Origin of the sequence: Sphingopyxis sp. (assembly GCF_035686825.1) — a bacterium.
Lineage (GTDB): Bacteria > Pseudomonadota > Alphaproteobacteria > Sphingomonadales > Sphingomonadaceae > Sphingopyxis.
Genome location: NZ_DASRYZ010000002.1, coordinates 280,747 through 293,867, shown reverse-complemented (window position 1 = coordinate 293,867; position 13,121 = coordinate 280,747). Strand labels below are relative to the sequence as shown.

Genomic DNA, 13,121 nt, shown 5'->3' with positions numbered 1-13,121 from the left:
CTCCGTTAGCGTCTTATATGACTACGGCACAACCACATTGAAGCGCGGATCGGCGGGCGGGTGGAGCGCGAACCATGACAGAAAGGCTTGCCTGTCGCCGTCGATGCGGATCGCCCCCGACTGGATGAGCGCGGGAAATTGCGCGCGCCCCATCATCGCTTCGTCGAGGATCTTGCGGTCGATCGTGATCGTCGCCGTGGGGACCGGGTCGGTCACGCCGTAGCGCGGAAATTCGACCCCGCCGACAACCACGACCGCGACGCTTTCCTTGCTGTCGGGCAGGATGAACTGGAAGGTCCCCTTGACCGCGCCGCCCTTCGCCGCGTCGAAGCGCGTCGCGAGCGCGTCGAAGAAGACCGCGGTCGGAATTGCGCTGACGAAGCTACGGCTTTGCCCGTTGCCGTTCGATGCCTCGACCGCGTTACCGCGCAGGCTGGCCGCCCCGGCAAGATAATAGTTTCGCCATGCGCCCGATTCGGCCTGATAGCCGAGCTGGTCATAGGCCGACGCCAGCGCGGCGCGCGCGTCGCTGTTGTCGGGCTCTGCAAAGACCAGCTTGTTCAAAAGCTCGGCCGCCCAGCGATAATCGCCCGCCTTCAGCGCCGCCCGTCCCGCCGCGAGCAGCTTGTCGGCGCCGCCCGCGAGCGCGACATATTTGGGCGCCGATTGCTCGGGCGGTAGCGGGTTGAAATTCGCCGGATTGCCGTCCCACCAGCCGAAATAGCGCTGATAGACCGCCTTCATGTCGTGGTTGAGCGTGCCATAATAGCCGCGCGTCGAAAAATCGGTCGCCTGCACCGGCGCCTCGGCGGTCTGGTCGGCGAGTTCGTGCAAGGTCGCGCCGCGGTTCGCGAGGAAGAGCGTGCGGTCATGGACATAGCGATAGGCATCGCGCTGGTTCGCGAGCAGCGACGACACTTCATCCGCGCCCCAGGTCGGCCAATGGTGCGACGCCATCGCGACCTCGGCCTTGCCGCCCCATTTCAGCAGCATCGCGTCGATCACCTTCGACCAGCGGAGCGCGTCGCGCACCTGCGCGCCGCGCAGGGTCAGGATATTGTGGAGATTGTGGGTCACGACTTCGGTCGTGTGCAGCGCCTTGTAGGCGGGGATATAGAAAACGAACTCCGACGGGGCCTCGGTGCCGCCCGCGTCGAGGAAGTCGAAGGCCAAGCCATCGATCGTCAGCGTGCCGCCCTTTTCGCCGACCGTCTCGGTCGGTTCCATATAGCCGATCGTCCCCGACGACAGCTTCGGCCCCAGTCCGGTATCGACCTGCCCCATCGGCCCCGGCGGCAGGATGGCGCCGAACATATAGAGCGCGCGCCGCCCCATCGCGCCGCCCGCGAGGACATTTTCCGACGTCGCCTCCTCCGAAAATCCGTGCGGTGCGATGATGCGGATATTCTCCGCTTTGACCCGTTCGGGCGTCACGATGCCCCCGACGCCACCGAAATGATCGCTGTGGCTGTGCGAAAAGATCACCGCCCTGATCGGACGCTCGGGCTCCTTGCTCGCGATCGTGCCGGCGAACAGCTTCCAGCCGGCTGCCGCACTCTCTTCGGACAAGAGGGGATCGACGACGATCCAGCCGGTCTTGCCGCGGATGATCGTCATCACCGACAGGTCATAGCCCCGGATTTGCCAAATGCTGCCCGGCACCACCTCGAACAATCCATGCACCGCGTTGAGCCGCGCTTGCCGCCACAGCGAAGGATTGACCGTATCGGGCGCCTCCTTCGCATCGAGGAAGGCATAGGGCCGGCGGTCCCACACCGTCTTACCTTGCTTGTCGAGGATGACCCCGTCCGGGATCTCGGCGAGCTTGCCGCGCAGCACATTGGCTTCGTCGCGCGGATCGTCGAGCGGCAGGCGATTAGCGATCTCGGCCTGCGCGGTCCGCGTCGCCTCGCTTGGGGCATCCTGCGCGAGCGCCGCGAATGGCAGGCAACTCGCGAGCAGCACGGTGGTCAGTCGGCGCATAGTCTCTCTCCCCTGTTGGCGCCCAGCTTGCGCCGCGTCGCGCGGCTTGGCAAGCGAGGGGCCGACGATGCCGGCGGGGCAGGATAGAGGATCGGCGCATGGACGAATGCAAGCTTCTTATCATTTGGCACAGCCGCACCGGGGGCAGTCGCGCGCTGGCCGAGGCGGCGGCCGACGGCGCGGCGGGTGCCCGGCTTGTCGCCGCCGACGACGTCACCCCCGACGCGCTACAGGCGGCCGGCGGCTATCTCTTCGTCGGCCCCGAAAATCTCGCCGCGCTGTCGGGCGCGATGAAGGAGATGTTCGATCGCTGCTATTACCCCTGCCTCGGCAAGCTCGAAGGCCGCCCCTATGCGACGATCATCTGCGCCGGGTCCGACGGCGAGAATGCCCAGCGCCAGCTCGACCGCATCGCCACCGGCTGGCGGCTGAAACGCGTCGCCGAGCCGGTGATTGTCAATACGGCGGCGCAAACCCCCGAAGCCATCCTGGCGCCGAAGACCATCGCGCCAGACCGCCTTGCCGAAGCGCGCGACATGGGCGCCGCGCTCGCGGAGGGGATCGCCGCCGGAATCTTCTGACGCTCAGGGCCGGCAACCGGTCGGGCATCTTCGGTGCGGGGCCGAAGCCCTTGCCCCCGCCCGTGCGCCGCGCCACATCTCGTCCATGCCGCTCCCCGCCCCTTTTACCGACTGGTTCGCCGCGCGCGGGTGGCGGCTCCGGCGGCATCAGGCCGACATGCTCGGCGCGGGCGCGCGGGGCGAACATGCGCTGCTCGTCGCGGCGACGGGGGCGGGCAAGACCTTGGCGGGGTTTTTGCCGAGCCTCGTCGATCTCGCGCAATACCCGTCGGACCGGCTCCACACGCTCTATGTTTCGCCGCTGAAAGCACTCGCGGCCGACGTCGAGCGCAACCTCCTCGGCCCGATCGCCGAAATGGGGCTCGACATCAGCGTCGAAAGCCGCAGCGGCGACACCAGTTCGGACAAGAAAGCGCGCCAGCGCAGCCGGCCGCCGAACATCTTGCTGACGACGCCCGAATCGCTGTCGCTTCTGCTCTCCTATCCCGACAGCTTCACGATGTTCGCGCATATGAAGACATTGGTGATCGACGAGATCCACGCCTTTGCGCCCGGCAAGCGCGGCGATCTGCTCAGCCTCGCGATGGCGCGGCTCCAGGCGATCGCGCCGGGGCTGCGCCGCGTTGGGTTGTCGGCGACGATCGCCGACCCGTTGCAATATGCCGGCTGGCTCGCTCCCGACGCCGATGCCGACAAGGTCACGCTCGTCGAGGGCGAAGCGGGCGCCGAGCCCGATATCGAGATATTGCTGCCCGAGGGCGCGGTCCCCTGGGCCGGGCATTCGGGGCGCTGGGCGGTGCATCAGGTGATGGAGGTGATCGCGAAGAATCGCACGACGATCATCTTCTGCAACACGCGCGGGCTCGCCGAGCTGATCTTTCAGGAGCTGTGGAAGGTCAACGACCTCAGCCTGCCGATCGCGATCCATCACGGCAGCCTCGACCGCGAAGCGCGCCAGCGCGCCGAGGCCGCGATGGCCGAGGGACGGCTGCGCGCGCTCGTCGCGACCGCGAGCCTCGACCTCGGGCTCGACTGGGGCGACGTCGATTGCGTGATTCAGATGGGGGCGCCCAAGGGAAGCTCACGGCTGCTCCAGCGCATCGGGCGCGCCAACCACCGGCTCGACGAACCGAGCCGCGCGCTGATCGTGCCCGGCAACCGCTTCGAATATCTCGAGGCGCAGGCGGCTTTGGACGCCGTCGAGGCGGGCGAACGCGACGCCGACCGCTTCCGCCCCGGCGCGCTCGACGTGCTCGCGCAGCATGTGATGGCGCTCGCCTGCGCGGCGCCGTTCGACGAGGCCGAACTGCTCGCCGAAATCCGGAGCGCGGCACCCTATCGATGGATCGACGCCCCGATCTTCGCGCGGCTGCTCGGCTTCGTGCGCGACGGCGGCTATGCGCTCAAAAGCTATGACCGCTTCCGCCGGCTGGCGCCCGACGGGCAGGGGCGCTGGCGGATCGCGCACCCCCGTCTCGCCGCGCAGCACCGGCTCAACGCCGGGATCATCGTCGAAGCGCCGATGGCCGACGTGCGCTTCAAGAACGGCCGGCGGCTCGGCAAGGTCGAGGAATATTTCGCGAGCACGCTGACCCCCGGCGACACCTTCGCCTTTGCCGGGCTCAGTCTCGAGGTCGAGGCGATCCGCGACACCGACCTGATCGTCCGCGCGACGACGCGCCCCGCGCGCATCCCGAGCTATATGGGCGCGCGCCTCGCGATTTCGACGCGGCTCGCCGACCGCGTGCGCAGCTTCCTCGCCGATCCGGCGAGCTGGGCGCGTTTTCCCGAGGATGTGCGCTTCTGGCTCGAAATGCAGGCGCTGCGCTCGGCGCTGCCGCGGCCGGGCGAACTGCTCGTCGAGACCTTTCCGCACGAAGGGAAGCATTATCTCGTCTGCTATCCGTTCGAGGGATGGAACGCGCACCAGTCGCTCGGCATGCTGATCACCAAAAGAATGGAGCGCGCCGGGTTGCAACCCCTGGGCTTCGTCGCCTCCGACTATGCGATCGCGATCTGGTCGCTGCGGCCGGTGGCGCACCCGCAAAACCTGTTCGATGCCGAGATATTGTCCGAAGAATTCGTCGAATGGGTCGAGCGGTCGCACCTCTTGAAGCGCGCCTTTCGCGAGGTCGCGGTGATCGGCGGGCTGATCGAGCGCCAACACCCGGGCAAACGCAAGACGGGCAAGCAGGTGACCTTTTCGACCGACCTGATTTTCGACGTGCTGCAAAAATATGAGCCCGACCATCTGCTCCTCGAAGCCGCGTGGGCCGACGCGCGCGAGCGGCTGACCGACGTCGCGCGGCTGGGCGACCTGCTCGACCGCGCGGCGGGTACGATGCTGCACCTGACGCTCGACCGGATCAGCCCGCTCGCCATCCCCGTGCTGGTGCTGATCGGGCGCGAAAATGTCGCAGCGTCCGATCTCGACGACATGCTGCTCGGCGAACTCGCCGATGCGCTGGCCGAGGAGGCGATGCGCGTTGACCCGCAGGAATGAGACGTCCAGCGCCGCATCGCTTGCCGCAGGGGCCGCACAGGCGTAAACTGGCGCAAAGATAGATGAGGATGCCAGCGATGACCCGTGCAACCAGGTGGTCCGTCCCATTGGCGCTGCTGCTCGCCGCCCCCGCGCTTACCGGTGCGACGCCGGCGCCGGCCGGCCCCGCGCCGGCCCCCGCCGCGGCCCCGACACCGCCCGGCGAACTGGTCGCGCCGCCGGTCACCGTCGTTCCCTTCATCCAGCCCTTCGACCTCGACGCGACGCGGCGCATGGCGGTGCAGGTCATGGTCGGCGGCCAAGGCCCCTTTTCCTTCCTCGTCGATACCGGCGCCGAGCGCACCGTGATCGCGCGCGAACTCGCCGCGCGGCTGAAACTTGTCGAAGGCGCCAAGCTCAAGCTCGCGACGATCGGCGGATCGGCGGTGGTGCCGAGTTTCCGCGTCGCGGCGCTGCGGATGTCCGACCTGCACCTCGCGCCGGTCGATGCCCCCGCCTTTTTCGGCCGGCATATCGGCGCCGCCGGACTGATCGGGGTCGACATGCTTGAGGAGCGGCGCGTGCTGATCGATTTCCGCAAGGAAACGATGGAGATATTGGAAACGCGCAAGCGCGCGCGCCCGATCATCCGCGACGACGATGCGATCGTCGTCACCGCGCGCAATTCGGCGGGGCGGCTGATCCTGTCCGACGCGCGGCTCGACGGCAAACGCATCGACGTCATCGTCGATACCGGCGCGCAGACCAGCGTCGGCAACCTCGCACTGCAAAAGCTGGTCGCGGCGAAACGCGCGAACCGCCTGCCCTTTTTGCCGACGACGCTCGGCGCGGTGACCGGCGAGGCGGTTCCGGCGGTCCGCACCGCGATCCGGCGCATCGTGATCAACGGCATGGACGTCAACGACCTGCCGGTCAGCTTCGCCGACAGCCAGGCGTTCCGTGCGCTGGGCCTCGTCGAGCGGCCGGCGCTGCTGCTCGGCATGGACAGCCTGTCGCTGTTCGACCGCGTCGAAATCGATTTTCCGAACAAGCGCGTCGTGTTCGACCTTCCCGAAGGGGCGAGCCGCGACATGGGGCGGCGCTTTGCCGCCAACGGAATCCGTATCGGCGGTTAGGCGAGAACCCTGACATGAGCACCGACTGGGCGCTTGCGGCGGAGCGGCGGCGCCTCCATAGCGACGCCATGTCCGCGCCGCCGACCTTTGTCTTTGCGGGCCAGCAGTTCGAGATGCTGGCCGACCGGGCGCTGTTCTGGCCGCGCCACGGCGCGCTGATCGTCGCCGACCTGCATCTGGAAAAGGCGAGCTGGTATGCGGCGCTGGGACAGCCGCTGCCGCCCTATGACAGCCACGACACGCTCGACCGGCTCGCCGCGCTCGCCGCCGAGACCGGCGCGCGCGCGATCTGGTGCCTTGGCGACAGCTTCCACGACCGTCACGCCGCGGCGCGCATCGTGCCGGCGATCGCCGAGCGATTGGCGCGGCAGGCGGCATCGGCGCGGCTGCTGTGGATCGCGGGCAATCACGACGGGCTCTCCGGTGGTGCGTGGGGCGGCGAGGTCGCCGACGAACTGGCCGTCGATGGCATCGTCTTTCGCCATCAAAGCCTGGCGCACGAGACGCGGCCCGAAATCTCTGGCCACTTCCATCCCAAATTGCGGATCAACGTCCGCGGCCGGCCGATTTCGCGCCCCTGTTTCGCGGGGGACGCCCGGCGGCTGATTCTGCCGGCCTTCGGCAGCCTGACCGGCGGTCTGGCCGCAGAAGACCCGGTCATCGCCGAAAATTTCGCTGGACCCTATGAAGCGATGCTCGTCGCGCGCGGTCGCCGCCTCTGCTTCCCCTGCGCCGGCCGGGCGCGCGATGACGCTACGGCAAGCCGCCTCCTTCGACGGGCGAGGAGTTAAGTCCCGTCGAACAGGCGCTTTTCTGGCTGTGACCGAAAAGCATCACTTTTTCAAAAACGACGCAAATTGGCGCCTCCGGCTGGATCGGAGACGCAATTGAGTTATGCTCCGCCGGCAACAAAAATAATGAAATGTTGAGAGGAGTGCCCGATATGAAATCATCTTCCCTTCGCGCTGCCCGTTTTCTTCGCACCAGCGCGCTGGGCGTTTCGATCGCCATGGCGGTGGTCGCAGCCCCGGCCTTCGCCCAAGATGCCCCGGCCAATGCACCGGCCGATACCGCGACCGACGACAGCGACGACACACCGATCATCGTCACCGCGCAGGGCCGCTCGCAGCTCCTGTCCGACGTCCCGGTCGCGATTTCGGCGGTAAGCGCCGAAACGCTGCAGAACAGCGGCGCGAACGACATTCGCCAGCTGAACCAGGTCGCGCCGTCGCTGCTCGTCTCGTCGACCGGTTCGGAAGCGAACGGTTCGGCACGTATTCGCGGCATCGGCACCGTCGGCGACAACCCCGGCCTCGAAAGCTCGGTCCCGGTCTTCATCGATGGCGTCTATCGCTCGCGTTCGGGCATCGGCCTCAACGAGCTGGGCGAAATCGACCGCATCGAAGTGCAGCGCGGCCCGCAGGGCACGCTCGGCGGCCGCAACTCGTCGGCGGGCCTGATCAGCATCTATTCGAAAAAGCCCGATTTCCAGTTCGGTGCCACGGGTGAGATCACCTATGGCAATTATGATTATTGGCGCCTCGGCGGCAGCGTTACCGGCCCGATCAGCGACACGCTCGCCGCGCGTCTCGACGGCGTGTGGGTGAAGCGCGACGGTTTTTACAACGACACCGCGAATGACCGCGACGTCAACAATCGCGACCGCTATTTCCTGCGCGGGCAGCTGTTGTTCGAGCCGACCGACGCGCTGTCGGTCCGGCTGATCGCCGACTATACCTATCGCAACGAGGAATGCTGCGCGGCGACCTATGTCGGGCCGTCGGTCAATCCCTATATCGGCAACCTCAACAATCCCGGGGTTCCCGCCACCGACACCTCCAATAATATCATCCAGGTGCTCGCCGACCTCGGCCAGTCGCTTTCGGCGTTCGATCAGGGCTATAGCCGCGATATTTCGGTTACCCCGGGCCGCAGCTATGCCGGCAAGACGAAGGATTACGGCTTCTCGGGCCAGATCGACTATGATTTCGGCGGAGCGACGCTGACCTCGATCACCGCCTATCGCGAATATCGGTCGAGCCAGGCGGGCGACGTCGATTATGGCACGGTCGACATCCTCTATCGCGCGCCCGACGACGACGCCTATCGCCAGTTCCACACCTTCACGCAGGAACTGCGCCTGCAGGGCGAGGCCTTCGACGGCAAGCTCGACTGGCTCGTCGGCGGCTTTTACGCCAATGAAAAGCTGCGCGTGCGCGACAACCTCCGCTTCGGTGAGGATTATGGCCGTTTCGCGACCTGCCGCATCATTTCGGGCGGCGGGCTCAATTTCCTGTATTCGCCGACGAATCCGCTCTGCGTCGCTCCCGGCGTCGGGCCGGCGACGATCGCGGGCGCGTCGGGCGCATCGGGTCCCGACATTCTCGCGGCGTTCAATGCGCTCGACGGGCTGAGCGACCTCGGCAGCATCAACGACGTCTATCGTCAGGATGGCGAGAATTGGGCGCTGTTCACGCACAATATCTTCCACATCACCGACAAGCTCGATTTCACCTTCGGTCTCCGTTACACCAACGACAAGAAGAAATTCTCGGCAAGCTTCACCAACGACAACACCGTTTGCACGACGGTCCAAGGGCTGGTGCTCGATGATCTGTCGAGCACGAACCCCACCGCGCGCGCGCTCGCCGGTGCGCTCATCGGCCTCGGCTGCCAGGGCAATTCGACCGCCGAACTCAATGGCGTGTCGATCAACGACAAAAGGAGCGAGGACGAATTCACCGGTACCGCGATCCTGTCATATAAGCCGGTCGACGATCTGATGGTCTATGCGAGCTATTCGCGCGGCTATAAGGCGGGCGGCTTCAACCTCGACCGGTCGGCGCTGAAATCGCCGATCCTGCCCTTCGCGGCGACGCCGGGCGGGGCGCAGGCGCTGGTCGGCGCGCTGCAGTTCGACCCCGAAACGGTCGACAGCTATGAAATCGGCGCCAAATATTCGACCGGTCCGTTCGGCCTCGGCCTGACCTTCTTCCGGTCGGACTTCTCGAGCTTCCAGCTCAACACGTTCAACGGCACCGTCTTCCTCGTGCAGAACATCAACGGCTGCGACAGTGATCTGGGGGGCGGCGACCGCGACCAGAGCAAGTTCACGGGTGCGCCGAACTATAATGCCGCGGCGGCGACCACCGGCGCCTGTCCCACCGACGACGTCAGCCATGGCGTCCGGTCGCAGGGCTTCGAACTCGAAGCCTCGCTCGTTCCGGCGCGCAGCTTCCGCATGACCGCGGGGCTGACCTATGCGAAAACCAAATATCGCGGCAACCTCGTCGGCAATGATTCGGGCGCGCCGCTCGATCAGGCGCTGCGCCTGCTGCCGGGCAACAATCTGTCGAACGCGCCCGAACTGGTCGCGACGGGCAGCATCGCCTGGACCCCCGACATCGGCAGCAGCGGGCTGACCGGTCTCGTCTATGTCGATGGCCGCATGACCAGCGACTATAACACCGGGTCGGACCTGTTCCCGCAAAAGGGACAGGACGGCTATGCGCTGTTCAACGCCCGCCTCGGCGTGCGCGGTCCCGACGAGAAGTGGGGCATCGAGCTGTGGGCCCAGAATATCTTCAACAAGCAATATGCCCAGGTCGCTTTCAACTCGCCGTTCCAGGAGGGCGCGACCTCGGCCAGCGCCGCTTTCGCCGACCCGCAATATCCGGGCGGCCGCCAGATCTTTTCGCAGTTCCTCGCCGAACCGCGGACCTATGGCGTGACGCTGCGCGGCAAATTCTGATCGCTTACGATCGCATGACGTTCGAGGGGGCGGGGCCGGTGGCTTCGCCCCCTTTTCTTTGCCCGGACACGTCAACCCGTCACATCTGACAGCTGTGACACAAAAGCCGCGCCACGCGCGGAATGACGCTAGGGCAGCCGCGCCGCGCTGGCATGACGCGCACAAGTCGTGATACGCCCCGGTCATAAACAAAACCGCTCTCCCCCGCACCGATGAACGATCGTGAGAGGAGGGCCATTTTCATGAAAAACAATTGCCGCCGCGCCGCCGGTCTGCTGCGAACCAGCGCCGCCGGACTGTCGCTTTCGCTCGCCCTTATCGCCGTGCCCGCCGTGGCGCAGGACGCCGCGGGCGCCGAAACCGACGACAGCACGATCATCGTCACCGCGACGCGGCGCAGCGAGGCGCTGTCCGACGTGCCGATCGCGGTCTCGGCGGTCACCGGCGATACGCTCGAAAAGACGGGCGCGACCGACGTGCGCGCGCTGGGGCAGGTCGCACCGTCGCTGCTCGTATCGGGCGCGACGAGCGAGGTCAATTTCACCGCGCGCATCCGCGGCATCGGCACGGTCGGCGAGAATCCGGGCCTCGAAAGCTCGGTCGGCCTGTTCATCGACGGCGTCTATCGCAGCCGGACGGGGGTAGGCCTGTCCGAGCTCGGCGATATCGAGCGCGTCGAGGTGCTGCGCGGGCCGCAGGGCACGCTGTTCGGCCGCAACTCGACCGCCGGGCTGATCAACATCGTCACCAAGGGGCCGGACCTTTCGGCGTTCGGCGCCAAGGGATCGGTTTCTTACGGCAATTATGATTATTGGCGGGTCGACGGCATGATCAACGCGCCGCTGGGCGACAAGGCGGCGGTGCGCGTCGACGGCGTCTGGCAGCAACGCGATGGTTTCATCGACAATGCGACGCCGGGCGAGCCCGACATCAACGACCGCGACCGCTGGCTGGTCAAAGGCCAGCTGCTGCTCGAACCCGCCGAGAATATCACGCTGCGGCTGATCGCGGACTATTCGAAGCGCAACGAGAATTGCTGCGGCGGCGTGCTGCTGAACCCCGTGCGCAGCCTGACGCGCGGCCCCGACGGCGCCCCCGTGGCGTCGCCCAACACGCTGCTGCCGTTGCTCCAGTTCCTCGGCGCGAACCATCAGGTCGCGCCGGCGAACGACAGCTTCGTGCGCCGCCAGTCGACCACCCCCGGCGTCACCTACCGGTCGGACACCAAGGACTGGGGCGTGTCGGGCGAGCTCGACTGGGATTTCGGCGGCGCGACGCTGACCTCGATCACCGCCTATCGCGACTACAAGAATGCACAGGGACAGGACGCTGATTTCAACACGCTCGACATTTTGCGGCGCACCGATCTCGATCGCCGTTTCCGGCTGTTCACGCAGGAGCTGCGGCTGCAGGGCGAGGCGTTCGATGGCCGCCTCGACTGGCTCGTCGGCGGCTATTATGCGAACGAGAAGCTCGATGTCGACGACGACATCGTCTATGGCGCCGACTATCAGCGCTATGCCAATTGCCTCGCCGCGGCGGCGCTCGCCCCGGCCTTCCTCAACCCCGCGTCGACGACCTGTTCGAACCTGCCCGCGGCGAGCTTCCCGGGCTTTCAGGGGATCGCCGCGCTGCTCGGCGCCGCACCGCTGAACGGCACCGGGAACAATGGATCGACCTTCGCGCAGCGCAGCACCAATTATGCGATCTTCACCCATAACAGCTTCGACATCGTCGAGGATGCGCTGACGCTGACGGTCGGGGCGCGCTATACGCACGAGAAGAAGACGCTGAGCGGCGACGCCAATTTCACCAACACGCTCTGTCCGGCGATCGTCAATTCATCCTTGCAAGCCTTGGCGACCCTCGCCTGCGTGATCAACGGCACCGCGCCCGACATCGTCGCCGGCGCGCCGGGGACCAAATTCAGCGAAGGCCAGTGGACGGGGACCGCGGTGCTCAGCTGGAAGCCGGCGCCCGAATGGCTCGTCTATGCCTCGGCGTCGAAAGGCTACAAGGCGGGCGGCTTCAACCTCGACTATTCGGCGCTCGACCGGCCGTGCAGCACGACCGCGGGATCGGATGCGCAGGATGCCGCCTGCGTCGCGGCGCTCGCGCGGCCAGCGAACACGCCGGGCAACGCGCGGCCCGAAGCGAGCGACCTGCAATTCGCGAGCGAGAAGGTCGACGCCTATGAACTCGGCGTCAAATGGGACGGCCCCGGGATCGACGTCAATCTGGCGGCCTTTTGGCAGGAATATAGCAATTACCAGCTCAACACCTTCAACGGGGTCAATTTCGAGGTCACCAACATTCAGGCCTGCAAGGACGATCTCGGGACCGGGCCGATCGACAACAGCGCCGCGACCGGCGGCTGCGCGTCCGACCGGCTGAAGCCCGGGGTGGTCGCGAAGGGGTTCGAGATCGAGACTTTCCTGCGCCCCGCACGCTATCTCTCGGTCAATATGGGGCTCACCTATGTCGACACCCTCTATCGCCGCAACCTCGTCGGCACCGGCGGCCGGCCGCTGTCGCCGGTGCTGTTCCAGCTGCCCGGGCGCGGCGTGTCGAACGCCGCGAAATATGTGGCGACCGCGGGGATCAGCTGGACGCCTCCGATCGGCGACAGCGGGCTGAGCGCGCTCGTCTATTTCGACACGCGGCTCCAGAGCGACACCAACACCGGGTCGGATCTGGATGTCGAAAAGATCCAGGACGGCTTCGCGGTCTTCAACGGCCGCATCGGCCTTTATGGGCGCGATCGCCGCTGGGGGATCGAGCTGTGGGGGCAGAATCTGTTCAACAAGCAATATTACCAGATCGGCGCCGACATGCCGCTCCAGGGATCGGGATCGTTCCGATCGGTCGCGGCGCCCGCGGCGCTCGGTTTCCCGGCGACCGCAAACCAGCTGTTCGTCGGCTTCCCCGGCGAGCCGCGCACCTATGGCGTCACCCTGCGCGGCCAGTTCTGACCGTCTCTCCCCCTCCCCAAAGTCGGGGAGGGCGTAGGAAGGGCCTGCCGCGGCCGGGCACTGTCGCGACAGGCCCTTTCCTTTTTTGGGCTTGGGCGGGGAGCGGACGTTCATAAAATCCGTCGCCCCCGCGAAGGCGGGGGCCGCTAGCGGCCTTACCCAGGGCCCGTTGCGTAAACCGACAGCGGCCCCCGCCTTCGCGGGGGCGACGGTTGG

7 protein-coding genes are annotated in these 13,121 nt (G+C 66.6%); 6 read left to right on the top strand and 1 reads right to left on the bottom strand.

The window, feature by feature from the left end; translation table 11 throughout:
* Positions 1 to 21: 21 nt before the first annotated feature.
* Positions 22 to 1,983 (bottom strand): alkyl/aryl-sulfatase, encoded by a 1,962-nt coding sequence (locus VFG17_RS02650; protein ID WP_325027913.1) that lies wholly within the window; start codon positions 1,981 to 1,983, stop codon positions 22 to 24.
* 98 nt (positions 1,984 to 2,081) lie between these two features.
* Here VFG17_RS02650 and VFG17_RS02645 point away from each other — a divergent pair, with 98 nt between their 5' ends.
* The 6 genes from VFG17_RS02645 (at position 2,082) to VFG17_RS02620 (ending at position 12,905) form a co-directional block, all read left to right on the top strand.
* Positions 2,082 to 2,564, top strand: coding sequence for a flavodoxin family protein (locus VFG17_RS02645; protein ID WP_325027912.1), 483 nt, complete (start codon positions 2,082 to 2,084; stop codon positions 2,562 to 2,564).
* Positions 2,565 to 2,649: 85 nt separating this feature from the next.
* Entirely contained in the window at positions 2,650 to 5,067 is a 2,418-nt protein-coding gene (locus VFG17_RS02640) for a ligase-associated DNA damage response DEXH box helicase (RefSeq protein ID WP_325027911.1), read from the top strand.
* 77 nt (positions 5,068 to 5,144) lie between these two features.
* Positions 5,145 to 6,182: an aspartyl protease family protein gene (locus tag VFG17_RS02635; RefSeq protein WP_325027910.1), complete on the top strand. Its 1,038-nt coding sequence runs from the start codon at positions 5,145 to 5,147 to the stop codon at positions 6,180 to 6,182.
* Positions 6,183 to 6,196: 14 nt separating this feature from the next.
* Positions 6,197 to 6,973 carry a ligase-associated DNA damage response endonuclease PdeM gene (gene pdeM, locus VFG17_RS02630; protein WP_325027909.1) on the top strand — a complete coding sequence of 259 codons (777 nt, stop codon included), beginning with the start codon at positions 6,197 to 6,199 and terminating at the stop codon, positions 6,971 to 6,973.
* 152 nt (positions 6,974 to 7,125) lie between these two features.
* Positions 7,126 to 9,933: a TonB-dependent receptor gene (locus tag VFG17_RS02625; protein ID WP_325027908.1), complete on the top strand. Its 2,808-nt coding sequence runs from the start codon at positions 7,126 to 7,128 to the stop codon at positions 9,931 to 9,933.
* A 242-nt stretch (positions 9,934 to 10,175) separates the two neighbouring features.
* Positions 10,176 to 12,905, top strand: coding sequence for a TonB-dependent receptor (locus tag VFG17_RS02620; RefSeq protein WP_325027907.1), 2,730 nt, complete (start codon positions 10,176 to 10,178; stop codon positions 12,903 to 12,905).
* The last annotated feature ends 216 nt before the right edge of the window (positions 12,906 to 13,121 follow it).

What these genes read in the sequence shown, in the direction of transcription:
- VFG17_RS02650 (WP_325027913.1), bottom strand. Translation starts at nt 1,983, where the DNA reads ATGCGCCGACTGACCACCGTGCTGCTCGCGAGTTGCCTGCCATTCGCG.
- VFG17_RS02645 (WP_325027912.1), top strand. Translation starts at nt 2,082, where the DNA reads ATGGACGAATGCAAGCTTCTTATCATTTGGCACAGCCGCACCGGGGGC.
- VFG17_RS02640 (WP_325027911.1), top strand. Translation starts at nt 2,650, where the DNA reads ATGCCGCTCCCCGCCCCTTTTACCGACTGGTTCGCCGCGCGCGGGTGG.
- VFG17_RS02635 (WP_325027910.1), top strand. Translation starts at nt 5,145, where the DNA reads ATGACCCGTGCAACCAGGTGGTCCGTCCCATTGGCGCTGCTGCTCGCC.
- pdeM (WP_325027909.1), top strand. Translation starts at nt 6,197, where the DNA reads ATGAGCACCGACTGGGCGCTTGCGGCGGAGCGGCGGCGCCTCCATAGC.
- VFG17_RS02625 (WP_325027908.1), top strand. Translation starts at nt 7,126, where the DNA reads ATGAAATCATCTTCCCTTCGCGCTGCCCGTTTTCTTCGCACCAGCGCG.
- VFG17_RS02620 (WP_325027907.1), top strand. Translation starts at nt 10,176, where the DNA reads ATGAAAAACAATTGCCGCCGCGCCGCCGGTCTGCTGCGAACCAGCGCC.